Annotated in this window: 21 protein-coding genes and 2 tRNA genes; 13 read left to right on the top strand and 10 right to left on the bottom strand. The window is 67.6% G+C overall.

Annotated features, from left to right (window positions below):
- The first annotated feature begins 113 nt into the window (after window positions 1–113).
- Window positions 114–587, top strand: a complete 474-nt coding sequence (locus tag AC1AYR_RS05995; RefSeq protein ID WP_476511935.1) for a MerR family transcriptional regulator — start codon at window positions 114–116, stop codon at window positions 585–587.
- Here the strand turns inward: AC1AYR_RS05995 and AC1AYR_RS05990 are convergent.
- The 7 genes from AC1AYR_RS05990 to AC1AYR_RS05960 form a co-directional block, all read right to left on the bottom strand.
- Entirely contained in the window at window positions 569–1,900 is a 1,332-nt protein-coding gene (locus AC1AYR_RS05990; protein ID WP_476511934.1) for a hypothetical protein, read from the bottom strand. The two genes, AC1AYR_RS05995 and AC1AYR_RS05990, sit on opposite strands and share 19 nt — an antisense overlap.
- Window positions 1,901–1,997: 97 nt before the next feature.
- Entirely contained in the window at window positions 1,998–3,314 is a 1,317-nt protein-coding gene (locus AC1AYR_RS05985) for an OmpA family protein (protein ID WP_476511933.1), read from the bottom strand.
- Between the two features lie 163 nt (window positions 3,315–3,477).
- Window positions 3,478–4,395, bottom strand: coding sequence for a hypothetical protein (locus tag AC1AYR_RS05980; RefSeq protein ID WP_476511932.1), 918 nt, complete (start codon window positions 4,393–4,395; stop codon window positions 3,478–3,480).
- A 165-nt stretch (window positions 4,396–4,560) separates the two neighbouring features.
- Window positions 4,561–5,034 (bottom strand): hypothetical protein, encoded by a 474-nt coding sequence (locus tag AC1AYR_RS05975; RefSeq protein ID WP_476511931.1) that lies wholly within the window; start codon window positions 5,032–5,034, stop codon window positions 4,561–4,563.
- 129 nt (window positions 5,035–5,163) lie between these two features.
- Entirely contained in the window at window positions 5,164–6,717 is a 1,554-nt protein-coding gene (locus AC1AYR_RS05970; protein ID WP_476511930.1) for a DUF3825 domain-containing protein, read from the bottom strand.
- 125 nt (window positions 6,718–6,842) lie between these two features.
- Window positions 6,843–7,964 carry a hypothetical protein gene (locus tag AC1AYR_RS05965; protein WP_476511929.1) on the bottom strand — a complete coding sequence of 374 codons (1,122 nt, stop codon included), beginning with the start codon at window positions 7,962–7,964 and terminating at the stop codon, window positions 6,843–6,845.
- Window positions 7,965–8,075: 111 nt separating this feature from the next.
- Window positions 8,076–9,143, bottom strand: a complete 1,068-nt coding sequence (locus tag AC1AYR_RS05960; protein WP_476511928.1) for a caspase family protein — start codon at window positions 9,141–9,143, stop codon at window positions 8,076–8,078.
- A 103-nt stretch (window positions 9,144–9,246) separates the two neighbouring features.
- On the opposite strand from AC1AYR_RS05960, the gene AC1AYR_RS05955 reads away from it, so the two are divergent.
- The 5 genes from AC1AYR_RS05955 (at window position 9,247) to AC1AYR_RS05935 (ending at window position 15,516) form a co-directional block, all read left to right on the top strand.
- Window positions 9,247–11,457: a hypothetical protein gene (locus AC1AYR_RS05955; protein ID WP_476511927.1), complete on the top strand. Its 2,211-nt coding sequence runs from the start codon at window positions 9,247–9,249 to the stop codon at window positions 11,455–11,457.
- Between the two features lie 14 nt (window positions 11,458–11,471).
- A complete protein-coding gene (locus AC1AYR_RS05950; RefSeq protein ID WP_476511926.1) occupies window positions 11,472–12,203 on the top strand; it encodes a hypothetical protein in 732 nt (243 codons plus the stop codon).
- Between the two features lie 180 nt (window positions 12,204–12,383).
- Window positions 12,384–12,878: a hypothetical protein gene (locus tag AC1AYR_RS05945; protein WP_476511925.1), complete on the top strand. Its 495-nt coding sequence runs from the start codon at window positions 12,384–12,386 to the stop codon at window positions 12,876–12,878.
- Window positions 12,879–12,892: 14 nt separating this feature from the next.
- Window positions 12,893–14,620: an AAA family ATPase gene (locus AC1AYR_RS05940; protein ID WP_476511924.1), complete on the top strand. Its 1,728-nt coding sequence runs from the start codon at window positions 12,893–12,895 to the stop codon at window positions 14,618–14,620.
- A gap of 95 nt (window positions 14,621–14,715) precedes the next feature.
- Window positions 14,716–15,516, top strand: a complete 801-nt coding sequence (locus AC1AYR_RS05935) for a hypothetical protein (RefSeq protein WP_476511923.1) — start codon at window positions 14,716–14,718, stop codon at window positions 15,514–15,516.
- On the opposite strand, the gene AC1AYR_RS05930 is transcribed toward AC1AYR_RS05935, so the two are convergent.
- From AC1AYR_RS05930 to AC1AYR_RS05920, 3 genes are all read right to left on the bottom strand, one after another.
- On the bottom strand, window positions 15,513–17,216 hold the full coding sequence (locus AC1AYR_RS05930) for a hypothetical protein (protein WP_476511922.1): 1,704 nt from the start codon (window positions 17,214–17,216) through the stop codon (window positions 15,513–15,515). The genes AC1AYR_RS05935 and AC1AYR_RS05930 overlap by 4 nt on opposite strands.
- Window positions 17,213–18,445 carry a hypothetical protein gene (locus AC1AYR_RS05925; protein WP_476511921.1) on the bottom strand — a complete coding sequence of 411 codons (1,233 nt, stop codon included), beginning with the start codon at window positions 18,443–18,445 and terminating at the stop codon, window positions 17,213–17,215. Before AC1AYR_RS05925 ends, AC1AYR_RS05930 begins: the two co-directional genes overlap by 4 nt.
- 212 nt (window positions 18,446–18,657) lie before the next feature.
- On the bottom strand, window positions 18,658–20,013 hold the full coding sequence (locus AC1AYR_RS05920; protein WP_476511956.1) for a nicotinate phosphoribosyltransferase: 1,356 nt from the start codon (window positions 20,011–20,013) through the stop codon (window positions 18,658–18,660).
- Between the two features lie 62 nt (window positions 20,014–20,075).
- Here AC1AYR_RS05920 and AC1AYR_RS05915 point away from each other — a divergent pair, with 62 nt between their 5' ends.
- The 7 genes from AC1AYR_RS05915 (at window position 20,076) to pgi (ending at window position 25,655) form a co-directional block, all read left to right on the top strand.
- Window positions 20,076–20,702 carry a Pr6Pr family membrane protein gene (locus AC1AYR_RS05915; protein ID WP_476511920.1) on the top strand — a complete coding sequence of 209 codons (627 nt, stop codon included), beginning with the start codon at window positions 20,076–20,078 and terminating at the stop codon, window positions 20,700–20,702.
- 34 nt (window positions 20,703–20,736) lie between these two features.
- Complete coding sequence (rph, locus tag AC1AYR_RS05910) at window positions 20,737–21,501, top strand: ribonuclease PH (protein WP_476511919.1); 765 nt, start codon at window positions 20,737–20,739, stop codon at window positions 21,499–21,501.
- Between the two features lie 17 nt (window positions 21,502–21,518).
- Window positions 21,519–22,241 (top strand): non-canonical purine NTP pyrophosphatase, encoded by a 723-nt coding sequence (locus tag AC1AYR_RS05905; protein WP_476511918.1) that lies wholly within the window; start codon window positions 21,519–21,521, stop codon window positions 22,239–22,241.
- A gap of 153 nt (window positions 22,242–22,394) precedes the next feature.
- Window positions 22,395–22,470 (top strand) — tRNA-Thr (locus AC1AYR_RS05900).
- Between the two features lie 88 nt (window positions 22,471–22,558).
- A tRNA-Leu gene (locus AC1AYR_RS05895) sits at window positions 22,559–22,639 on the top strand.
- A 71-nt stretch (window positions 22,640–22,710) separates the two neighbouring features.
- On the top strand, window positions 22,711–23,712 hold the full coding sequence (locus AC1AYR_RS05890; protein WP_476511917.1) for an AEC family transporter: 1,002 nt from the start codon (window positions 22,711–22,713) through the stop codon (window positions 23,710–23,712).
- Window positions 23,713–23,954: 242 nt separating this feature from the next.
- Window positions 23,955–25,655, top strand: coding sequence for a glucose-6-phosphate isomerase (gene pgi / locus AC1AYR_RS05885; RefSeq protein WP_476511916.1), 1,701 nt, complete (start codon window positions 23,955–23,957; stop codon window positions 25,653–25,655).
- Window positions 25,656–25,689 lie beyond the last annotated feature (34 nt).

Genomic DNA, 25,689 nt, shown 5'->3' with positions numbered 1-25,689 from the left:
ACGTCCGCGGCGTGTCGTGCGGCTGCGGCGGCGGACGCGGAACCCCGCGCATGGCGACGCGCACGTGACTGGCGTAGTCGGACGGACAGAGCACGACCGGAAAGGACGGCACGATGGACACGACGGCGGGAGCTGCGACGGCGGGAGTCGCGACGGCTGGGACGTACACGATCCGTGAAGTGGCGACACGCTTCCACATGCAGACCTCCACGCTGCGGTACTACGAGGACCAGGGGTTGCTCACCAACGTGGGGCGTGACGCGGCGGGGCGGCGCGAATACGAGGAGTGCCACATCAACCGGCTGCGCGCCATCTGCTGCTTCAAGAACGCTGGCATGACCATCGACGATCTGAAACGGTTCTTCGCCTACGAGCAGGACGAGCCGGCGCACATCGATGAGATTCTCGAACTGCTCGACGCGCGTCGCAAGACACTCGACGAGCAGCGGCGCGCGCTCGACGAGGCTGCGATGCACGTGCAGCGCAAACTGCACTATTACGGTGACATCAAACGCGCGCTCGACGCGGGTGAATCCCTGCCCGACTGGAAGGACTACAAGACCCGCGTCTACACCATCGACTGCTGAGTCCCCGTCGCGGCTTCCGGAACCGGCGGAACCGCCGGGATACGAGCCTCCGCCCGCGCGCGCTCCGGGCGCAGCGGCGTCTTGACCAGCGCGCTCTGGGCGGGGTCAGCCAGGGCGCGGGCGAGCCGGAGCCGCGCCAGGTTCTTGATGGCGTCCTCGCGCGCATGCAGGACGGCATGCTGCCGGTCGCGTTCCACGGTGAACCGTTCGCGCATGGCGTCCAACGCCTCCAGCCGCCTGACGAGCCCTTCCGTGCGGGCCATCTCGCCGGCGGCCCGCGCCCGCGCCTTGCGCGCCCCGCGCTGGACGGCGCGCACGCGGTGGTACGTGCCGCCGAAGTATGAGAAGGATGTGGCGAACAGGTCGAGCCCCGCGCACACGTACATGAAGAGCATGAACAACCCGACCGGAACGCTGGAGGCGTAGTTCGGCCGCACACCCTCTATCTGCGCCTCGAACACCCGCAGGAAGGCCATGCCCAGCCCCACGGCGGCCCAGACCGCCGCAAGGGCGACGATCCACCGCGGCGCCCCAGCCCGGCCGCCGCCGGAGGGACGCGACGACGCCAGATGGCATCCGATGGACGAGGGGACGCCTATCGCGGCCGCGGTGACGGCGAGCACGATGAAGCAGGAATACGGGCTCACCCCGAACACGGTGGTGCCCGGCATGTTGAGCAGCGCGTCGAACAGGGAGGCGCTCATGACCGGGTCGGCCAGTTCCATGAGCACGCCGGCGATCAGGAACACCACCGTCCTTTTCGGAAACACGCAGGGCTCGGCCGCGAACGCCGCCGGACGATCCTTCCCGGCCCCGTCATCGGGCGATGCGGCGGCGGGCACGGCGGAAGGTGCGGCGGAGGACCCAGCGGAGGACGGCGACCGGCCGGCCACGGGTCGGTCCTGCTCCCCGCCGACCGACCTCCACCAGCCGAGCTGCGAACACCAGTCGACGCCGCCGTGCGAGGCGCGCAGGCCGAGGCAATCCTCGTAGACGGCATCGGTCTGCCGTTCGAGGTCGGCGGCGGCGTCGGCGGCCGCGTCCGCCGCGCAACGGGACCGCGATATGCGGGCGACGAGCCTCTCCTCCTGCCTCTCGAGGATGCGCAGCCCGTCATGGTAGGTGCGGTCGACCTGCCGATGGACGTCCTCGGAGAGGTTCGCGACGTAGTCGTCGATCAGGTCGCCGTGCGCCGAATCGAGCGCATGGACATCGATCAGCCCCTGGAGCTCCTCCATGGCCTTTGTCTCGATGTCGTCGAACGCGCGATCCGCGCTGAATTCGGGAAGTTCGATGTGTTTTGACGTGTTCATGATGCTTTCCTTTCCACGCGCCTTCCGGCACAGTCGTGGGTGGTGCCCGTCCGATGCCGCGCGATCGCGGGATCGGACGGGGAATCATCGGCCGGAGTCAGCCGACTTTGCAGGAGGAGTCCGCGACGCCGGTGACGGCGACGTCCACGCGGCGTTGCGCCTCGGGGCTCTCCGATCCGCCGACGTCGCCTGCGGACTGGCTTGCACCGGCCCCGCGCGATGTGATGCGGGAGGCGTCGATGCCGTAGTCGTCGCGCAGCATCTCGGCGATCGCGGCCGCCCGGGCTTCGGAGATGGCCTGATAGTCCTGCGCGTCGTACGCGGGGGCCGCGTACGCGTGCCCGGTGACGGTGACCGTGGCCCGGGGGTTGTCGTGCAGCAGGGCCGCGGGCTCCTTGAGCAGGTCCTTCGCCGAGGCGGAAGGCACGGCGCTGTCCGGCGCGAACAGCAGCGACGACGGCAGCCGGTAGTTCACATTCCCGGACGTGCACGCCACCGAGGCGGAAGGCAGCTTCACGGCCGTGACCTTTCTGGTCGCGCCGCTCGCATGGCCGCCGGAGAGCGGGGTCTTGTCCACTTCCACGCCTTCGGGCCCGAAGGTCTTCAACGTGCGCGTCCAGACGTCCTCGATGAGCGTGCGGACGGCCGCGGACGGCCGCTCCTGCGCCTTGGGCGCGTCATCGGCGAGATATCCCAAACCCGCGAGCCTCACCATGACCCCCTCAAGGGAGAGGTCGGGGATCGCCCCGTGCGCCGCCTGCGCGATCTCGTCGGCCGAGTTCGCGGCGAGCGTGCTCTGCATGGCGAGCGGCCCGGCGGTGTCGATGCCGTTCGAATGGACGAGCATCAGCGCAGGCTTGCCGTCGGATGCCTTGGCGTCCAGGAAGTCGGCGGCCATCGCGATCGCCTCCAGCGTGCTCTGCTCGTCGCTGGCGGCGTGCATGGCGGCCAGGGCGTCGGCGAGTTCGAGCATGTTGCTTTTCGCGCGGACGTTGTTGCCCGTGGCGTTTCCCTGGCTCGGATCGAACTCGACGAGGTCGGGGCGCACCGTGCGGGGTTCGCCGGCTGCGGAGATGACGGTCAGCCTGTCGGTGCCGTAGGTCAGCATGACGTCCTTCACCAGCGCCTCCTCGTCGGAGCTCAGGGACGGCGCCGGATTCGTCACCGTGTCGGCGATCACCACGGCCACGGCGGAGTACTTCGACTCGGCGGCTTCGTTCGCGCCGGAGGTGCAGCCGCCGAGGCCGGAGAGCAGGGCTGCGGCGCACAGGGCTGCGAAGACAGCCCGCGCCGCCTGCCGAGCCACCCGCCGGGCCGGGTTGTTCCGGCCGCTCGGGTTATTCCGGATGTTTGCGTCGTTCCGGCCGTTCGGATTGCTTCGGTTGCCTGGATTGTTCTGGTTGCGATCGAACATGGGTGCTCCTTTCCTTGACCGGAGAGCGCGCGGTTTCGCACGCGATTCCGGCTGCGGATCATGTGCCGTATGTATCCGTCGCCCTCCATAGGCGTATGCGGGACGGTATGCGGAGGAAACACGCCCGGGAACCGAAAAATCGGGATTCCGGGCGTGTCGGGCACTACAGGACCGCGATGACGGCCTCTCCGCCGCGTCGCGCGGCGTCCTCGCGGCGGGATGCCGCCGCAGAATCCTCGGCGCCATCCCCGGCAACGGCCCCGGTGCCTCCGCCGGCATTCCCAGTACTATTCCCATCGCCATCCCCGGCGACGGCCATCTCCTCCGGCGCCTTGTCCGGCAGGGAGGGGAACGGCTCCGGATCGTCGAACCCGCACGGCATGTCGGGAAGGATCGGGGGCTCACCGTCGCGCAGGACCCCATACAGGGTCCGGCGCACGAAATCGTTCATGCGGATGAGGTAGTAGGTGCGGATCACCACCGCACGGCTTATGAACGCGCCCTGATGGAAGCAGAACGTGTCCTCGAGTTCGGCGTGTTCGCTTCTGATCTCGGCGAGACGACGAAGCGCGGCATCCACGGCCGCGCTGCCGTCGTGAAGCGCCTTCGTCCGCTCCCGGCGGCGGCGGCGCGCGATTGCGGCCGGCGATTCGTAGCATTCCGCCGCCGTCGATGGCCGGTCGGCGTCGGACGGCCCGCCTATGGCTTCGGCGGCCCGGTCTCGGGACCGCAGCAGTCCGGGCAGTCTCTCCTGAAGCCCGCGGCACTCCTCGACGAGTTCCAGGGCGCGGCATCGCAGCGCCTGTTGCAGCAGGAGGGTGTCCTGCCGTTCGATGGCCACCGCTCCCAGATACCCTTCGATGAGCACGTGCAGATACCCTTCGTCGGGCAGATGATTGTCCTTGCGGTAGCGTGCGACCATCGTCCTGCGGTCGAAGAGCGCGGCCCACCAGTCGCGCGAGGGTCTCGGCCTGCCTCCTGCCCTGACCACGATCGACCGTTGCACGGTGCGCATCGCCTCCGGCATAAACGCGTCCCGCTCGGTGAGTTTCGTCAGCCTCACCTTCCGTGTCGTTCCCATGATTCGTCGTTCCTTTCGGATGCCCCTGACGACAGGTCGGCGACCTGTCCGCCTGACATAGGGGTATCCGGGGCGGAACCTGACGGAAAACACGGCAATGCCGGAAAGACCGTACGCCGGCGAACGTCCCCGCGTACGTTGTCTCCGGCCAAGGGGCAAACCGGCCTAGTGGGCCACCCCCTCGGGCCATATCACGACGACGGGTTTGCGTCTCGCCCGCGCATAGGCCACGGCGTCGCCGGTGCCGCCTCTGCCTGCGGCGGGCAGTCCATCCCAGAAGGCGACCAGCAGGTCGGATTCGTCCACCACGCGTCTGCCGGCGGCGAGGAACGCTTCCTCGCCCGGCTCCGGAAAGTCCAGGGTCACGGCGGTGCGCACCTGCGTCATGAGACGGTCGTATTCAGCGAGGCCCTGTTCGTCGAACGTGGCCTTGTATCCGCGGCACGGGATGATCGCCATGACCTGATACCCGGCGCGCAGCATCGCGTCCGCGAACATCTGGTCGGCGCCCCACGCCATCGAGCTCACACCGACGACGTCCCCGCCGGCGTGACGGCGCAGGAACTCGTCGAGCCCCTGCTCCACGTATGCCCTCGCCTCTTCCGGAATGCGCTGGTGCCCGGTCACGCCGATCCTCATATCCGTCTCGATTCCCTCCGCCGGCCGTCCCGGCCCAGCCGTTGTCTGTTGTCTGTTGTCTGTTGTCCCAAGTGTATCCGTCGTGCGCCCCGGCCGTGGGACGGGACGCACGATTCCCGGGCGCCCCGGTCACAGCGTCAGCCAGCTGGAATCGGGACGGCAGATGAGACGCGCGTTGGCGAACGCGACTCGCAGCGGCAGAACGGTCACGCCCTGCGCCGTGCCGTTGCCGTTCACCTGCATCACCAGCGCCAGTTCCGCCTTGAACGGATCGGTCAATCCCAGCGGCAGCAGCAGGCTCATGCGGTCGGTCGTCGGGTAGAAGCAGGGCACGGCGGTCTTGTAGTCGAGACGGGCGAGGACCATCGCGTATTCCAGGCCGCGGTCGATGGCCTCCTGCATGCGGCGGCGCACCACGGTGTCGGCGAGCACCTCCTTGCCGAACGTCTGCCATCCCTCGTCGTCGGTGCCGGCTGCGAGCAGCTCCTCCAGACGCGCGTGCAGCGGGGACTCCCCGTCGATAGCGCGGCGGAGGAACCCTTCGGGCATGCGCTCGAGGTGGTCGCCGAGGATGTGCGCGTAGTCGAGTGCCACCAGCTCGCGGGGCACGTCGAACAGCACGTCGGACAGATTGCTGAAGTAGGTGGCGCGTTCGGGGAAACGCACCTTGCCGCTCTCCACGGGCAGGGACTGCAGCAGGTATTTGCCGATGCCGCCCACACCGGCCTCGCAGAACCCGCACAGACGCCACTTCCTCGAGCCTTCGCGGCCGCCGTTGCGCCCGAACACCATGTACAGGTCGGCGGAGGAGACGCGGGACACCAGACCGGTGTTGATGGCGGCGAACCCTCCGTGGGCCGACTCGTTGACGACGACCTTTCCCTGGCTTTGCACACGGTAGAACGTGTAGGTGAGGTACCGGTGCAGCAGTGGGAACGGCCTGGTCTCCTCCGGCATGTCCCAGTCCTCAGGCAGCGCCATGTCCGCCAGCCTGCGCAGCTTCTCCGGATAGGAGTCGGGCGAGTCGAAGTCGCGACCGCCGAGGTAGGCGAATTCCTGCAGCGCGCGCCCGGGGACGACGGCCGCGGCGGGCGTTCCCTTCGCCGGGATCGTCGACGCCGGTTCCGCCGGTCCTTCGACACGGTGCAGGTACAACGACGGGCATGAGTCGTCCTCGTCGTGGTAGCGGTTGGGGACGAGGGTCAGCCGCAGCGTGACCTTCCGATGGCAGGCGATGCTGTCCACCTCCATCGGGATCGTCACCGACATGCCGTTGTCCGACACGACGGCGACGTCCTCGCCGCGCACCTTCTCCCAGTTGGCGTTCAACGCCTCGAGGGGATCGGCGCCCAGCGGCAGGTGCGGGGACAGGTATTTCCTCGAGGTGAGCGGCACCCATACGAGGTCGCAGAACGGCCGGTCCGAGTCAAGCAGGTCGTCGAGGCCGGCGCCGACGCCCGACGCCTTGGCGACGAAGGTGTCGGAAGAGTCGGAGGCGGGCTCGGGCAGTGGCACCTGCGGCATCGCTGGCTCGGCGATGCCGCGGTCGGCGGATCCGTCGCCGATGGCGGACGGAACGGCGTCGGTGAACGGACCGCTGGTGTCGATGGTGTCGATGGTGTCGATGGTGTCGATGGTGTCGATGGTGTCGATGGTGATGATGCCGGTGTCGTCGTAGCTCATGATTGTTCCTTTACTTGGCGTTCCGCCGATTCCTTATCGGCGTGGTACCGGTCATAGGCGTATCCGGAATCGCATCCGACGGTTTTCCATACGGTTTTCCAGACCGCCTCCCCGCGCCACGACGGTCAGTAGCAGTAGCCGTTCGCCCCGGACGCCTCGACGGATCCGACGTGGAGGTTCGTGCGGGCGCCGACGCAGGCCACGGCCTCGCGCCTCGCCTGCTCCTCGTCGCCTTCGGCGCGGTAGATGCGGGAGAGCTGCTCGTGCGCCTCGATGACCTTGTAGTCGGAGAAGGGCTGATCCGGGTGGTATTTCGCCCGGATCAGGCCGCGCTCGTCCAGGAACCCGATGAACTCGCGCTTCGCTGATTCGTCGTCGTCCAGACGTAGGTAGGTCTCGGCGAGGGCGAACCTCACGTCGGCGACGTGGTATTCGGGGATCCTGCCGTCCAGGCCACGGAAGATGCGCAGCGCCTCGCGATAGCATTCCAGCGCGCGGCGGGGATCATCCCGCCGCATCGCCTCGCGGCCGCAGCTGCAGAGTCCGTCCGCCGAGCGCAGCAGGTTGTTCTCGTCGACGTCCAGGCCGTCGCCGTCGCCGCCGTCCAAACCGTCGTCGACGCCGGACGGCCCGTTGTCGTCGGCATCCTCCCCGTCGCCACCCCACCCGAACAGTTCCTGGAAGAGACGCCTGAACTCCTCTTCGTCGAAGTCCTCGCCGTCATCGTCGGGACCGTCGTCATCATCGTCATCGTCGGAGCCGCCGGAACCACCGTCACCGTCATCACCGTCATCGTCGAAACCGCCGCCGTCACCGCAGATTAGAAGACGCAGGTACTCGTCACCATGGGACTCCCATGCGGAGCATACGCTTCCCATCATGTATCGCAGCGTCTCGATCGAAGGGACGTCTCCCGCCTTATACAGTGCGCCGATGCGGAAGAGCGTCTGCCCGTCCTCGGGGTCGATGTCGAACGACCCCGCGCGCAGGCCGAAGGTGAGACGATGGAACAGCATCGCGACCTTCCCGATGAGTTCCGTATCGTCGTCGTCAGGCTCGAGCGGCGGCTCCCCGAGGAACGTGACGTATCCGTGGCCGATGATGATGTGCACCGTGATGTGATTGATCTTGCCGTCGATGGTCATCATGAGCCGGAAATGCCCAGCGGAGGGCATGCTGTAATGGATGTCGTCGGCGTCCAGATAACGCTTCACCTGCCGCGCGAGCGTCGAGAGACCGTGTGCCATGATCGTTTCCTTTCGGACCGGGGCGGTTCCCTTCACCGCCCTACGCCCCACATAGGGGTATCCCGGTCCAACCACTCAGGAAAAACGATTACGACACGCCGACCCCGCGGGTCAGCGTCTGCCCGACTGCCGTTTCATCAGGTCGTAGTAGTAGGCGCCGCGCGCCGTCAGTCGGACGCGGCCGCCGTTGACCACCGCCCAGAACAGGTCGGTGGGTTCCCCCTTGTCGTCGACGATGTCGATGAGGTACGCGTTGCGCCACGCCTTCATCTCGTCCATCAGCCGCTGATGGGGCGTGCGGTCCTCCGGACGGTCGTCGGGGCTGCGGCTGGGCCTGCCCCCGTCCTCAGGCAGAGGCGCCTCCATCTCCGGGTACGGCAGGAATTCGGATGTCGCGTCGGCGAACACGGGACGTCTGCCGTCCCTACGCGGATCGCGCGCCTCCACCAGGCGGCTCATCATCTTCGGCGTGATGCCGGCTCGTGTCCGTTTGAGCACGATGTCGCGGTCCAGGAACGCCTTGAGCATGGGCCGCTGCGCCCCGCGCCCGTCGGCGGCCAGCGCCATGCTCGCGTTCGAGAACAGCGACGACACCGATACATTGCCGTACACGTCGGCGCTGGCGCCGTCGAGGCACATGAGCAGCGCATCGGTGAACCGCCCGTGCTCCCCGATCTCGCGCGCCGCCTCGTCCTCGCGGGACGCCGCGAGCACCGCCATGTTGCGGGGCAGTTCGACTCCGGCGAGCGCTCCCGCATGGCAGCAGTCCAGTATGACCACCACGGACCGCAGGATGTCCTCGTGCCGGCGCACGTCCTCCACGATTTCGCGGAACCGCAGGCCGGAGCGCCCGGCATCGCCGGCGTCGGGGTCGTCCTCGTACGTGGCGAGCAGCAGGTCGCCGTCGGCAAGCGCGAACGCGTGCCCGGAGTAGTACAGCAGCACGTCGTCATGGTCGGCCGCGCGAAGCATGCGCCCGATCTCGTCCCGCAGCGAGGCCTCGTCCACGACGTCGGCCTCACCGTCGACGAGCACCGTGTTCTCCCAGATCGGGTTGTCGTCGCAGTCGTAGCGCAAGGCTTCGGCCATGGCTTCGGCGTCGGCGCGGCAGCAGCGCAGATCGTTGTGCTTCCGGTAACGCCGGATGCCCACATACAACGCCTGTCCCTGTTCCGGCATGACGCACCCCTTTCACACCACCGTCAGCGTTCGAACCCATGTTCAGCATACAGCCGGTGTATTGTGGGGACAAGGGTTCCACGTACGTTCGAGGGAGCATACGATGATGTCCTCTTCCCGAAAAACATCCGGCGCGACCAAGGCCATGCCCGGTGCGGATGGTACCGCGTGTCGCCCGAGCGTCTGGTACAGGCAGCTTGCCGAATACGACGCTCTGCCCGAATCGGAGCGCGAGTTCATCGGGAAGGTGCTCCGCGAGCTGGACTGCATCGACGTCAGGCATGCGACCATCTTCAAATACGCCTGTCTGTTGCTGGATCAGGACCGCGACCCCAAACCGGTCAAGGCGCAAGGATTCCCCATCGCCAGGAAGCCGAAGGGATGCGGCGAGACGACGGCGGGACGGGACGGGCTCGACAGGTATCTGCGGACCTGCGCGAGCGACGACCCAGACGCGTACCAGGCCGATCTCGCGGTCATCCGGAAGGCGAAGAGCAGGCTCGGCAGGCTCGGCAACGCATGGGCCTTGGAGCGGATCGCCGACCCGCATGGAGGGCCGTGCGACAATCCCGTCGCCGAGGCCTGCGACATCGCCGAGCGATGGTATATGGACATCGCCCGCTCGGTGGCGGACGAAGCCGTCGGCGACGGCGATTTCGACATGAAGCTCCATGAGCTCAAACGCAGGCTGCCCGACTCCTACCGGAAGCTGGCGTCCGATGAGCCCCACGAGCTGGACAGGCGCATCGACACCTACGTCGCGCGGGCGCGCGAACTGTGGGAGCGCAACATCAGCAGGAACTTCAGGGAATCGTTCCTCCCCGCCGTCAAGGGCAGGTCGAAGCCGACCGTCGCCAAGGACGAGACGAAGAAGACCACCGTCAAAGGCAAGACGAAGCCGAACTTCGCGCGGCCGAACACTCCGCGCAGCGTGGGGGTCGTGCGCGACTGGCTGCTGATCCACGCGTTCTACCAGGCTCTGCTGGACGATCCGGACCCGTCGCCGGAACAGAGGCGGTACTGGGGCTACCTTTGCAATGCCGCCGGAAAGGTGTGCAGACGGATGGAGAGGGAACGCCGGGAACGGCGGGAGACGGAGTCGGCGTGGGCCGGGGCCGCCGACAAGCCGACGTATGCCAGCGACGGCAACGCCGCCTTCGAGGTCGCCCATGCGGCGGCGATGGAATCCATCCAGCAATTGGCCAACAAGCGCGGCGACGTCGCACGCCACGATCCGCTCGTCTTCGACCGTGGCGGCATCGAGCACATCCTGCGCAACACGTTCGCCACCGACGCCTACGGATCGACCAGGCCCATGCTCGTCAACGCGTGGCGTGATCTGTACGGCACCGACGAGCCTGCCACCGACCCGCTGGAGGATTCCCTCACGGCCGGCGACACCTCCTTCAGCGACCTGTTCGGCATGATCCCGCATACGGATCAGCTCGAACAACGCGCATACGAGGTCCTGTTCTCCTGGATGGACCAGGAAATCACGGAAAGCCCGCACCGACACGGGCATTGCGCCGCCTTCCGCGTCAAGGCCGGATGGGTCGAGGCGCTGCAGACCTTCCAGAACGATCCCGGCGCCGCCTCGACCCGCGGGCTCGCCCAAACCGTGGCCATGACACACCGCATCATGTACATGGTGGGCGCGCTGGGGAGGAAATCCTTCGTCCCTGATACGCCCGACGGCGCATGGACGGCGACCGTCCGGGAGCAGGGCGTGCTGATGCTCGAGAAAGAGATGCTGCTGCTGGACGAGGCGGCCGAACGCGACCCGGCATCCAAGGACGGCATCCAGTTGGCGCGCTACTCGTGCAACCTCGCCGCAAGACCCTGCACCGACGAGCGGACGGGCATGCCGGTCTTCCGCCTCGACGAACGCCGCTGGACGGACGCGCTCGCCGCATACTACGCACAGGCGGGCGGCGTGAACAAGGAGACGCTCGCCTCCCTGTGCGGCAATCTGGACAAGGTGGTCGGGCATATCGACGCCGGGCGCATACGCCTCGTCGACACGTCCCGGCAGGTCCTCGTGTTCCGCGACGGGCGTCTGCAACGGACCACTCTGGGTCGTCTGGATTCGTCGCACATCGACAGGACCGGCGAGCCGGACCGGGCCGGCAACGGGCCTGCGCCGTCGGACGCCCTGCACGCGGCGGAGCATCTCGTCGCGTCCATACAGGAAGCCCCGGCGCCGCCGATCTGCATCCGATCGCCGCGATGCGCCGGCGTCCTGCAGCCCGACGACGATCACAGAGGCACCGACGGCACCGGGCGTGATACCGGGCACGGTACAACACGGTCATAAGAAAGGAGACGACCATGGGCGGCGATCCGTTGTTCGACGACCCGCTGTTCGGTCCGGCCGCCCGCCGGGCCGCGCGGGAGGTGTGGCACGGCCGGGTGGGCCCGGAGATCTCGGCGTGGACCATCAGCCGGGGCGCCACGGACGGGTTCGGCGAGGGACTGGCGCGCGCCGTATTGGCCGACCCCGAACTGATCGGCCAGGTGAACGGCATCTGGGAGTCCCGCCAGGCGGCCATCGGCGCCGCGAACGCGACCGGATTGGAGGTGCTGCCCGAAGGGTTCCGGCAGACCATCCGGCAGGAGGAGCTCGACGGCGGCCCCCATCTCAATCTGGACATCGCACACGCCGCCGGACGCGGATGGACCGACGCCGATTGGGACGCCGACCTGTTCGCCCTCGAACTGGAGGCGTGCGCGTTCGACGCCGCGATGCTTGCCGTCTCCGGTACGCGCGGCGACGACGAACCCGGGGGCGCCACACCTCCGGAGCGGTGGGAGACCCGGTTCCACGCCGACCATCTGACGGTGCTCGCGCGCCGTCACGACACGGTGCCTGGCATGGTCGTCGTGCAGTTGGAATCGTCGACGAGGCCGCGCACCTACCGGCTGACGCTGCATTGGCCGGACGGCACGTCCACCGAACTGGAGCCGGTCACCGCGGGCGCCGCCATGCGCCCGGCCCGTTTCGGCATGGTCGCCTCCCCCGGAGGCGCGCTGCCGAAACGGGTGAGCGTCACGCCGGCGTGACGCGAGGGCCGAGACGCAAGGGCCGGCACGGGGCCGCGGCCTTGCGCCGACCTTCGGGAACACGCCCGGGAACACCTTTCCGAAGCACCTTTCCCGGAAAACCCGTCGAGCCCCCGCCGGGATACGCCTATGGAAGGCACACGGGGGCGCCACGGCCCCACACATCCATAGGAGGTTCCCATGAACGACCGTCATATCGACCACATCGCCACCACCGGCATCATCGCCACCACCGCCACTACCGACACCGACGCCGCCCGCGCCGAGGGCTCGGCGCAGGCGATCCACGCCTTCGCCGAGCTGCTGCGCGAAACCCTCCCACGGCTTTCCGACGCCCATGGCGACCTCGAGAACCTCATCGAGCTCGCGCAGAGCAGCGACTACGTCTGGTGCGGCACGGCCACGGCTGCGACCGACGACCAGCCTGCCATCGATTCGCTGGGCGAACGCGCGCTGGCGGACGCCGGAATCGGCGAACTGCTGCCCGCCGCGTTCCAGGCGTCGTTCCATGTCGTCATGCCGAACTCCATGAGCTTCAGGAAGGTCGGCATGCTGCCGATGGGACCGGATCTGCCTGCCGAAGCGCGGATGGTGGTCGACTGGTCCATTACCGATGACGACCATATCGACCATGTCCGCGCCCGCGTGTTGGTGTTCGGTCGCAAGGACCGCTGAGCGAAGGGGCCATCATGACCGAACGGACCACCGCGCCGAACGTGCTGCGCCGCAGCCGGATCGGCGGATTATTCCTGTGGGTCGCCGCCGACGAGATCGAGCGGGCCGTCCCGGACCGCCCGACCATGTTCGAACGCCTGTTCCTCTCGTGGGACAGGGGGGACGGCGAGATCGACGTCGTCATCCGCCGTTGCGGGGATGAACTGCGTCTCATGATCGGCGGATTCTCCACCGAATACGGCATCGACAAGGCGCGCCTGGTGTGCGCCCCCACGGCCGTGCTGTACCGCGTGCATCCCAAGGACGTGAAACCGATGGACCCCCGATGCGTCAGGGGCGTCGTGTTCCGCATGCCGGAGCCGGGGGAGCCCGGCGACGCCGCACGGCCGTCCGGACACGCCGGATCGCCGAGCGGACTCCCGCTGCTCGAGCGGTTGGGAATGCTGCCCGGCGACTGGACGCTGGCCTTGTGCTGCGCGCCGGCGGACGGCGCATGGTCGGTACGCACCTTCGTGATGTCCGACGAGGAGAAGGACGCCCTCCGGGTGGTCGACGCGCTGCGCGGCTCGGTCATCGCCGCGGACGGCACCGTCTACGAAACGTACTCCGCTCCTGCGGTGCGCGACGACCACGCGCCGGAACCGGAAAGCACGTTGACCATCCACGAGATCGGAGCGCTGCTGGCACCGCCCCGGTACGGCATGCCCGGACTGGCGGTGCGCACGCCGCTGCCGGCGACACGACGCCTCGACACCTATGCCCGGCTCCGCAACGACCGCATCGATCTGGATACGTTCGAGACGCGCGATCCCGCGACCCGCGGCTCCGTCCGCCTCGGCGTCTTCCGTGGCACGTCCATACGCGCCGGATTCCCCATCGAAGATCTGGAACGCAACAGCATCCTGATCTGCGGCGACGACGGCAGCGGCAAGACCACCACGATGCACCGCCTGCTCTCCGAGGCGTGGAACCGGCATCGCATCCCGTTCCTGCTCGTCGACCCCACCGGAAGTTCGAGCACGCCCTTCGTCTCCCGCTATGACGGCGGTCTGCGCGTGGTGCACGGCTCGCAGCTGCGCAGGGACCTCATGGCGCCGGGTGCATCGCAGGACGCCGATTCGCCTATGGCGAACGACCTGCTCGACCGTCCCACCGCGGTCGCCCTCGACGACCTGCCCGACGAAAGGGACAGGTCCCTGCTCATGCTGCTGCTCATCCGAACCGTGTGGCGGCATGCGCGGTTCCGCGGCGCAGACTGGCGGCATCTGTTCGTGCTGGAGGATGCGCACCGCCTGCTGCCCCCGCCCGAGGACGCCGTGGAACCGGACGCCATGGAACCGTACCGTGCACGCCACGACATGGCGCGTCTGCTGTCCGACATGAGGGCGGAGGCCTGGCATTTCGGCGAATCGGTGGTCCTGGTGACCCCCAGCCCCTCGTACATCGCGCGCGCCGCCGAACCCGGCGTCGACGTCGAGATCGTGCACCGGCTCACGCGGACGAGGGACATCCGCCTGGCGGCGGACATGCTCGGCATGCCGGACCAGTCGTCGCAGGCGTTGGCCGAACTCGCCCCGGGCACATGCCTGCTGTCCACCAGTTTCGAACCGTCGCCGCAGGCCGTGTCGGTCATCGCGTTGCCGGAGTCGGACGACTGGCTGTACGACGGCGTGCACGGCTACAGCCCGTATAAGGCCCCGCCGCAGCCGAGAGGAGCCGGAACGAAGCGGGAACCCCGATGAGCCGCCTCCACGCCGAGGGAGCGAACGGCCTTCCCAACGACCTTCCAGCCGGCCTTCCCGCGCCACCGCACCGCCCCGCCACCGGAATCGCCCTGATGCTCATGAGCCCGCCGGCGCGCCTGTGGTGCCGGATAAGCCATCTGCCGCAGCTGGCGTTCCTGGCGGTCGCCGTGATGCGCTCCGCGATGCTGCTGCACGACGCCTACGGCATGGCACGCGTCGGCGATTTCGCGTCCGATTGGGCCGCGCGGCGCGGCGTGCGCCGGATGCTTGCCGGATCGCGGCTGCTGTGGCCGTTGTTCTCGCGCAGCGGTGCCGACGGGGGCGATTCCGTCGTGTTCACCGATGCCGCCGGCGGACTGCTGCTGACCGTCCTGCTGGTCGCCGAAACCGGCTGGACGGCGCTGATGCTCGCGGACATGGCGGCGGGCGGCGCTCCGGAACGCCGTCGCCGGCTCCGTTTCGCGCTGTGCCCGGCGATCGTGGCCGTCATCCTCGCGTACTCGCTGTCCGTGGGGGCGTTGGGCGACGACGTCGCCGACGGGGCTCCGACGCTGGCTCCGTTCTCCCTGGCATGGCTGTCCCTGATTGGCCTGTATCTGGCGGTGCAGGTCACCTGGCATCTCGCGTACGCGCTGGTCCAACGCAATCCCGCCTACCCGGTGCACCTGTGCCTGTGCGGCGTCGCCGTGACCGTGGCCACGATCGGCTTCGGCCGCATCCTCGTCTACGGGTTCACCGCCGCCTCGCTCGTCGTGGGCGGCGCCGTGGCGGTGGTCCCCGTCTGGCTCATGCTGCGCGTCGGCTCCCGGTTCGACCATGACGAGCCGGGGTACGGCCCCACGCCGGTGCAGTGGCTGTGGGGGCCGGAAGCCACGAACCATGGAGCGGACTAGTCCGTCTCCACCGTGCATGCGCCGCCGTGGACGAGCTTCGCCGCGTCGTCCGTGGCGGCGGTCATCACGTACCGTTCCTCGTATGGCACGGCACGTTTGGCTTCCGTCAGCTTCTGTCTGTCCGCGCCGAGGTACTTCACGGCGTAGCTTGCCGCGATGCCCTCGCCGGCGACGCCCATCGGCGGATTCGTGGCGCCGCAACGCGCGTACACGAAGTATTTCGCGATGTCGTATCTGATCTGGTCCGCGTAGGAGGGATCCTTGGCCGCGGACGGGTATGACGACGAGTGGACGTTGATGGTGAGCACCGTGGGGTCCGTCGGACAGTAGGCGCTGACGCTCGCATATGTGCCCGAACAATGGGCGGCGAGCCGGTCCGTGTCGTCGCTGACATCGAGGCCGGCGGCCTTGGCCAGCGCCTCGCCGGCCGCCCGGTACGTGCCGTCGCCGTCTGCGCCCGTGTCCACGTTGCGGACCGCCCGCTCCAGGCGGCCCAGCTGCGCCGAGGACGGCATCCGCGGCTCCTCGAGAAGCAGGTATGACGTCCTGCCGTTGTCGGTGGTGATGGAGACGCCGAGTTCCTCGTGGGCTTCGAACCGATCGTTCAGGGCCGAGACCGCGTTGAGCCGCACCTTGTAGTAGTCGCCCAGTTCGTCCTGCGACGTGGTGGACGGGCAATGGTCGATCCGGTCCGCGGCCTCGTCGATCGCCGCGAGGAAGATGCGCACGTATTCCCTGCCGGAGTCGTCCTGTGTGAGGCCGTCGTAGATCGACCCGTCGGCGGATTCGGCCCGATAACGGTCCCGCATCGTGGTGACGAGGTCGCGGTAGCCGATGTAATAGTACGGATCCGAGTCGCAGGAGAGCGCTTTGAGATATTTCGTCTCGTCGCCCTGATTGGAGGTGGCGTCGTACGGCGTGGCGTTCGCCAGCGCGGCGCGGGCCTGCACGATCCGCTCAGCGGCGGGTCTGACGAGCCTCAGGTACGTCGTCGCCGTCACCGCGAGCACCACCGCGAGCAGCGCGGCGCACGCCACGGCCACACGACGACGGCCGACGGCGCGGGTCCCGCCGCCGGAACGGCCGGAACGCCGTGCGACGGCGCCGCCCGCCGCGCGGGACATGATGGGCCCGCCGAACACGCCCGGACGGGGCCGTCCCGCACGGATTCCGGCCATTCCGTGCGCCACGAGATACCGGTCGATAACGTCGGAGACGGCCACGAACCACCCTTCGACAGTGTCGTCCGGCCACACGCCGGTCAGTCCCGTGTTGCGCTGCAGCTTCGCCTGGTATTCCTTCAGCCGGCGATATTCCTCCGGATCCGCGCCCGCATCGGGTTCCCCTTCGCGGAAGTACACGTGGCACGCCTTGTCCAGTTCACGGAACGCATAGTCGATCTCCTCGGCCGTGCCGCTGAACCCGTTGCGGGGCGTGGGCGTGCCCAAACGCGAGGCGAACACCGCGATCACGATGTCGGCGTTCGCGATGATCTGCTCGTTCGTGATCTCCTGACCATCGCTGCCGTCACGCAGCAGCGGGGTCGTGTCGCGCGGCCACCGCTGCGTTTCGAAACGGATGTCGAGACGCCGGTTCACGTGCGTCCACATGCCGACCGCCCGTTCGATGTGACGCTTCGCGCTCTCCGTGTCGGAGGGGCCGACGACCGCCACCGTGATGACCCGCACACCCTGCTTCATGACACCTCCCGCGACAGCCAGACCCGACGGTGCACCATCGCCGCGGCCGAAGCGCATACCGCCGCCGCCAACCACACGACCAGTATGGCGTACGTGTCCATCATGCGCGCGGCCCGGTACCATCCCGCGGCCGTGTAGTAGGCGGCGTACATGGCGTCCGTCTTTGCGGCGGTGTTCGCGTTCCCCTGCATCGAGTAGACGTCCCTCACCTCCAGATACGGGTACTGCACCCATATCGCAAACGACGCGGCGTACAGGCCCTGGCAGACGGCGACGACACCGCCCGCCGACAGCAACGCGGCGCACGTGCGGGCGGCGATACGCCACCGATGCGAGAGCCTGCCGCCCGTCACGAGCAGAACCGCCGCCAACGGACCTCCCGCCGCCATCAGCGGGAAGGCCGCCACGTGCAGGGAGACATTGACGAAGTCCCCGTACACGGCGACCCGTTGCAACAGGTCACTGGAGGAGAGCACCAAACGATAGGATTGCGTGCCATGGCCGCTGATGGAGTCGACGACGCCCCCGTCGCGTGCGATCTCCCTGATCTCCTGCGCCAGCATCGCCACACTGTACGCCGTCTTCGCCACGGCGGCGACGAACGCCGTGACGAACGCCGCGGTCATGGCCGTCCGGCTTCCCGGCATCGGCGATACGGGCGTGCCGCGTCTCGCCATGACGAGCGAACACGCCGCCGCGACGCACAGGAGCAACGCGCATGCCGTGCCGGTTGCCGCCATGGCAATCTCGATGCAGTCACACAGTGCGCCGTACGAATCCGCCACCTGCGACCACAACGCCGTGCCGACCACGCCCTTCGCATTCGACGCGACATACGCCCGCCGTACGACGAGAACGAACGCCGCGCGGGCCACGCCGACCGCCACGCACAGCACGATACCGCCCGCCAGCGGAGCCACGACGCCCCGCCGCCAGCGCCGATGCGCCTGCGCGTCGCCGTAGGCGAACGACGACGATGCGGCGACAATCGCCGGCGCCGCCAGGAGGAACCAGCCATTGAACGCGGGGTAGATGGGACGGACGACATCCTGCATCACCGCGGAGGTGTTCCATGCGGGAGTGACCGCGCACAACGCATACGCGCACATCGGCACGGACAGCACGACCATGACGGTCAGCATGACGACGCGCAGCCGCCGGCCCCCGTCGGGCGCAATGGACGTATGGACGCTCTTGCGCGCCTCCCCTCGCATGGTCGACATTCCCATATCGTCTCCTTGCCACTTTGCCCGTCACCGGACGTGTGACAGAGCTGTTCCCGAACGTGAATCCGGTGAGGCCGCCGGCTGGAACGTGCGTGGCTCCGAAATCACCGGCCGCAAGCCGCCCGTTATTGCGGTTCGAGCCGTGAAGCGGACACCCCGGTGGGGTGTCCGTAGGCGAAGCGAGCGGCGACAGTCGCGAAGGATTCCTACTGAAATCACAGAACGGTGATTTCAGTAGGAATCACCGGGTCTCCGCGCATAAGGCTCTGGGCGGCGATGGGCAGCTCGGCGAGGGCCTTCGCGCGGTACTCATGCGCGTTGACGATCGCGTCATGCCCCTGCCACTGGTGGTCGATCTCGCCGTGGTCGACGAACGGCACGAGCAGATCCTTCCATCCCTCCTGGGGCGTGAACGCGGCGAGCTGGTCCTCGGAACCGGAGACCACGTGCTCGACGTCCGCGAGATTGTACTCGTAGGAGCGGTAGGCGAGCTTCCTGCCCGGCACGGTCGCCTTGTTCTTCGACTTCTTCGCGACCGTCTGCATCGTGCCGTCCGCGCCCTCGCGCTCGGTGAGCTTGTACACCATCGCGCAGGTGGGCGCGCCGGAGCCCGTGACGAGCATCGTGCCCACGCCGTACGAGTCGACGGGCGCGGTCTGGAGCGCCGCGAGCGCGTACTCGTCGAGGTCGTTGGTGACGGTGATCTTCGTGTTCGTGGCGCCGAGCGCGTCCAGCTGGTTGCGCACGCGCTGTGCCATCAGGGCGAGGTCGCCCGAGTCGATGCGCACGCCGCCGAGCTCCGGGCCGGCCACCTCGACGGCCGTCTTCACGGCCTCCTCGATGTTGTACGTGTCGACGAGCAGCGTCGTGTTCCTCCCCAGCGCGGCGATCTGCGATTCGAACGCCTGACGCTCGCTGTCGTGCACGAGCGTGAAGCAGTGGGCGGCGGTGCCGATCGCCTTGAGACCGTACATCTGGGCGGCGAGCAGGTTCGCCGTGCCCTTGAAGCCGCCGACCACGGCGGCGCGGGCGGCGGCGACCGCCGACCATTCGTTGGTGCGGCGTCCGCCCATGTCCATGCAGGGGCGGTCCTTCGCGGCGGAGACCATGCGGGAGGCGGCGGAGGCGACCGCGGAATCGTAGTTGAGGATGGACAGCACGAGCGTCTCGAGCAGCGTGCACTCGCCGAACGTGCCTTCGATCTCGAGGATCGGGGAGTTCGGGAAGAACATCTCGCCTTCGCGGTAGCCCTTGATGGAGCCGGAGAAGTGGAAGTTCTCCAGCCACGCGATGGTCTCGGGGCTCACCACGTGGCGGTCGGCGAGGAACTTGAGGTCCTCGCCGTCGAGGTGAAAGCGTTCGAGCGCGTCGAGGATGCGTCCGGTGCCGGCGACCACGCCGTAGCGGCGGCCGGCCGGCAGATGACGGGTGAACACCTCGAACACGCACTTGCGGTTGGCGGTGCCGTCCTTGAGGCACGCGTCCAGCATCGTGTACTCGTACATGTCGGTCATCAGCGCCGGTGAATAATCCATGTTCCTCGCTCCCTTGGTCTTGTGGGGTACCGTTATCAGCCTACTCTGGTTCACGATTTGTCGGGCGGAAGAATCGTGAACTGCGTAGACTATGAGACATGAGATTCATCGCGGGATTATGGCGGCTGGCGATCGCCGCCATGTGCTTCGTCGGCACCTACGAGGCGTGGAGCCGACCCGAATACTGGACGTATTTCACGTTCCAGACCGGATTCGCGCTCGGATTCGTGATGCTGTGGGCCGGTGCGGCCACGATCCTCAAAGGCATCCAGCCTCCCGCCTGGCTTAAGGGGTGCCTCACCCTGTACGCGATCGTCACCGCCGTGGTCGCGTTCCTGCTCATGCCGCCCGACGACCCCGCCTACGTGCCGCAGGTGCTCGGCCTGATGACGAACACGTGGCTGCATCGGGTCGCGCCGATCATGGCGGTCGTCGATTTCGTGCTCTTCGACCCGCACCGCCGGTTCCCATGGCACTACATGTTCTCCTGGCTCATCTACTTCCCCGCATATCTCGCGTTCGTGCTCGTGCGCGCCGCCATGTTCCCCGCATCCGGCCCGGCGGCCGGCGGCAGCCCGTACCCGTACGCGTTCATCGACCTCAACACGCTCGGATGGGCGCAGTTCGGCATGAACTGCGGCAAGTTGGCCGTCGGGTTCCTCACGTTGAGCCTCATCGTGTTCGTCGTCGACCGCATCCTGCCCGAGAAGCCGCTGCTCGGCTGAGGACATGCCATCCGGGTGGGGTAGGCTGGGCGTCATGGTTGAAATCACAGACATGCTGGGCAATCGCTCCATCACTCGTCAGGACGGACGCAAGGTCGACGAACTGCGTCCCGTGCGCATCACCCGCCACTTCACCGACGCGCCGGAAGGCTCCGTGCTCATCGAATGCGGCAACACGCGCGTCATGTGCACCGCCACGTTCACGCCGGGAGTGCCCCGCTGGCGCAAGGACTCCGGACTCGGCTGGGTGACCGCCGAATACGCGATGCTGCCGCGCGCCACCAAGGAACGCACCGACCGCGAATCCGTCAAGGGCAAGATCGGCGGACGCACCCACGAAATCAGCCGCCTCATCGGCCGCTGCCTGAGGGGCGTCATCGACATGAAGGCGCTCGGCGAGAACCAAATCCAGCTCGACTGCGACGTGCTTCAGGCCGACGGCGGCACGCGCACCGCGTCCGTGACCGGCGCATACGTCGCGCTTGTCGACGCCCTGAACTGGGCGGAGAGGAACCGCCACATCAAGTCCGCCGACAAGGCGATCAAGGACGTCGTCTCCGCCGTGTCCGTCGGCGTCATCAACGGCACGCCGATGCTCGATCTGCCGTACGTCGAGGACAGCCAGGCCATGACCGACATGAACGTCGCCATGACCGGACGTGGCGAGTTCATCGAACTGCAGGGCACCGCCGAACACCGACCGTTCACGCGCGCCGAACTCGGCACGCTGCTCGACCTCGCCGAGAAGGGCAACAAGGAGCTGCAGGCAGCCCAGCGCGCTGCGCTCGCACTCGACTGAGAGGCAAAGGAACCAGTATGAAACTCGTGGTAGCCACACACAACGAAGGCAAACTCGTGGAGATCCGCCGCATCCTCGCCGAGGATCTGGGCGACGACGCGGCGCAGGTGGAGCTCGTCTCCGCCGGCTCGCTGCACCTGCCCGACCCGGTCGAGACCGGCGTCACCTTCCAGGAGAACGCGCTGCTCAAGGCCCGCGACGTGGCCCGCCGCACCGGACTGCCCGCCATCGCCGACGACTCCGGACTCATCGTCGACGTGATGGGCGCCGCCCCCGGCATCCTCTCCGCGCGCTGGGCCGGCGCGCACGGCCACGACAAGGCCAACAACGCGCTCCTGCTCGCCCAGATCGAGGACATTCCGGACGCCAAGCGCACCGCGCGATTCCGTTGCGCCGCCGCGCTCGTCGTGCCCGGCGAGGCGGTCGACGCGACCGGTGGCGACGCCGTGGCCGCCGGGGGCGCCGCCGCGCTCGCCGCCCACCACGAGATCGTCTCCGAGACGGTCGAAGTGGGGGAGATGCCCGGGCGCATCATCCGCAAGGCGCGCGGCGAGCACGGCTTCGGCTACGACCCGATCTTCGTGCCCGACGACCAGCCGGGCCGCACCAGCGACGACCCTGATCATGAGGGCGAACCGCTGACCAGCGCCGAGATGACGCCGGCCGAGAAGAACGCGATCTCGCATCGCGGCAAGGCGCTGAAGGCGCTCGTGCCGGCCATCGAGGCGCTGCTGCGGTAGCGTCCGCGTCGCCTCCGCGGGCGACCTCCGCATGCGTGTCGCGCCGCCGTGCATACGGCGCGACACGCTGTGGACACGCCGAGTTGCGTTTTGTGTGATGCGCCCTATACTTTTTCTCTTGTGCATGGGTAGCGTACGCTTCCCAAGCGCAAAGCCACTTTAGCTCAGTCGGTAGAGCGGCTCACTCGTAATGAGCAGGTCGTCAGTTCGATTCTGACAAGTGGCTCCACCACCCGGATTCGGTTCGCCGAGTCCGGGTTTTTCGTTGTTCCGACCGGCCGATGTTTTCCCAGCCGGCTGATAGATTGTCTTCTTGCGCGCGAGTGGCGTAATGGTAGCCGCGCAGGATTTAGGTTCCTGTGTCTTCGGACGTGTGGGTTCGAGTCCCATCTCGCGCACGCATCATACAAACCCCGGCCCCGCCCGAATCCGGGAGTCCGGGAGCCTGCCGGGGTGGGGAGGGAAGACCATGTCGGTGATACTCGGCCCGGCCTCGCTGCTGCTCATCATCCTGGCCGGATACTTGTTCAAGCGTTTCGGACTGTTCGGTGCGAAGGACTACCGCGTCATTCAGACGGCCGAATTCAACATCGTGCTGCCGGGCGCGGTGGTCTATTCGTTCGCCACGAACCCGCATGACGTGAGCTACCTGTGGATCAGCGTGTTCGGGTTCTGCTGTGCGCTCGTCCCGCCCGTCCTCATCTATCTGACCACGCGCCGGCGCAACGTGGCCGACCGCGCGTTCCTCATGCTCAACGGCGCCGGCTTCAATCTCGGCTGTTTCTGCTTTCCCGTCGTCACCTCGTTCTGGGGCGCGGGCGCGGTGGTGCCCGCCGCCATGTTCGACATCGGCAACTGCGTCATGGTCGCCGCCGGCACGAACGTGATGACCCAGCAGCTGCTGCATATCCAGCCCGGCAGGACGCTCGCCGAACAGCATGCCGGCGACGCGCCCACCGTGCCGTACGAGAGGCCGAAGGACCGTGACGCCCGCCGGCTCGCCCGTCGCGCCCTCGCCGGGAACGTGTTCAAGAGCTTCTTCGGCTCCGTGCCGTTCGACACGTACATGCTGATGATCGTGCTCATGATCGCGAACGTGCCGATCCCCGGCTGGATCGCGACCGTCATGCAGCCGTTGAGCGGCGCGAACGCGTTCTGCTCGATGTTCATGGTCGGCATGCTCATGGATCTGCCGCGCAGTGGGCATGACGTCAAGGAGGTGCTGTCGGTGGTCGCGTGGCGTCTGCCGTTCGCCGTCGCGTTCGCGTGCGTCGCATGGTTCCTGCTGCCGTTCTCCGCCGAGATCCGCGCGGTACTGGTGATCTGCGTGCTCGCACCGATCGCGATCTTCTCCACGCTGTTCACCGACAAGGTGCTCGGCAACGCGAAGCTCGCCGGATTCTCGCTTGCGTTCACCGCCATCATCGCCCTCGTGATGATGGCCGGCGCGCATGCGCTCATGGGCGTGTGAGCCCGGCTCCGGCGTCTCCCGTCGCCGCGGTCGCCATGCGTGCCGCACCTGCGCCGACTATGCGGTGCCTGCGCGACACGCCGTTCGTTCACCGCACCGTAGCCGACGCGTAGTCCGGTGTTCTTTTTGTGTTGTTGTGTCCTCTTTTGTGAGTATTCTGTTGCATGATACGGAACGGTAGGCGGGCCGATAGCCAAGCGGCCAGGCGCCGTGTCCAATCAATGATGAAAGGAATGGAATCCATGGCCATCAATCCTCCTGTTGACGCCACCAAGACCCCGGCGTGGAGCGCCCTGCAGAAGCACTACGACGAGCTTCAGGCCGAGGGCATCAGCCTCAAGAAGTGGTTCGCCGAAGACGAGACCCGCGTCGAGAAGCTGAGCTTCGACGCCGGTGACCTGCACTTCGATCTGTCCAAGAACCTCATCAAGCCGGAGACCCTCCAGCTGTTCGCCGACCTCGCGAAGGACGTCAAGCTCGCCGAGCGCACCAAGGCCATGTACAGCGGCGTCCACATCAACAACACCGAGGACCGCGCCGTGCTGCACACCGCGCTGCGCCGCCCGGTCGAGGACGAGGGCAAGTACATCGTCGACGGCCAGGACACCGTCAAGGACGTCCGTGAGGTGCTCGACCGCATCTACGCCTTCGCCGAGGACGTGCGCTCCGGCAAGTGGACCGGCGTGACCGGCCGCAAGATCGAGACCGTCGTCAACATCGGCATCGGCGGCTCCGACCTGGGTCCCGTCATGGTGTACGAGGCGCTCAAGCCGTACGCGGACGCCGGCATCTCCGCCCGCTACATCTCCAACATCGACCCGAACGACCTGGCCGAGAAGACCAAGGGCCTCGATCCGGAGACCACCCTGTTCATCATCGTCTCCAAGACCTTCACCACGCTGGAGACCCTGACCAACGCCCGCGAGGCCCGCACCTGGCTGCTCGAGGAGCTCGTCGCCAACGGCGCCATCTCCGCCGACGATGAGGCCCAGAAGGCCGAAGCCATCAAGAAGCACTTCGTCGCCGTCTCCACCAACCTGGAGAAGGTCGAGGAGTTCGGCATCGACCCGGCCAACGCGTTCGGCTTCTGGAACTGGGTCGGCGGCCGCTACTCCGTCGATTCCGCCGTCGGCACCTCCCTGGCCGTCGTCTTCGGCCCGGCCCGCTTCGAGGAGTTCCTCCACGGCTTCCACGAGATCGACGAGTACTTCGCCAACACGCCGTTCGAGAAGAACGTCGTCGTGCTGCTCGGCATGCTCAACGTCTGGTACCGCAACTTCTTCAAGGTCGCTTCCCACGCCGTGCTGCCGTACGACCAGTACCTGCACCGCTTCCCGGCCTACCTCCAGCAGCTCACCATGGAATCCAACGGCAAGTCCGTGCGCTGGGACGGCACCCCCGTCACCACCGAGACCGGCGAGATCTTCTGGGGCGAGCCGGGCACCAACGGTCAGCACGCCTTCTACCAGCTGATCCACCAGGGCACCCAGCTCATCCCGGCCGACTTCATCGCGTTCGTCAACACCCCGAACCCGACCAAGGACGGCGACCAGGACGTGCACGAGCTGTTCCTCGGCAACTACTTCGCGCAGACCAAGGCGCTCGCGTTCGGCAAGACCGCCGACGAGGTGCGCGCCGAGGGCACGCCGGAGGAGATCGTCCCGGCCCGCGTGTTCACCGGCAACCGTCCGACCACGTCCATCTTCGGTGTGGCTCTGACCCCGTTCGCCGTCGGTGAGCTCATCGCCCTGTACGAGCACATCACCTTCGTCGAGGGCACCGTGTGGGGTCTCGACTCCTACGATCAGTGGGGCGTCGAGCTCGGCAAGCAGCTGGCCAAGCAGATCACGCCGGCCATCTCCAAGGACGACGAGGCCCTCGCCGCCCAGGACGCCTCCACCCAGTCCCTGATCAAGTTCTACCGCAAGAACCGCGAGTTCTGATTCGTGACTCCGATTCCCGCTTCGCCCCGCCTCT

The organism is Bifidobacterium sp. LH_417 (genome assembly GCF_056357035.1).
This window is presented reverse-complemented; position numbering and strand designations above follow the sequence as displayed.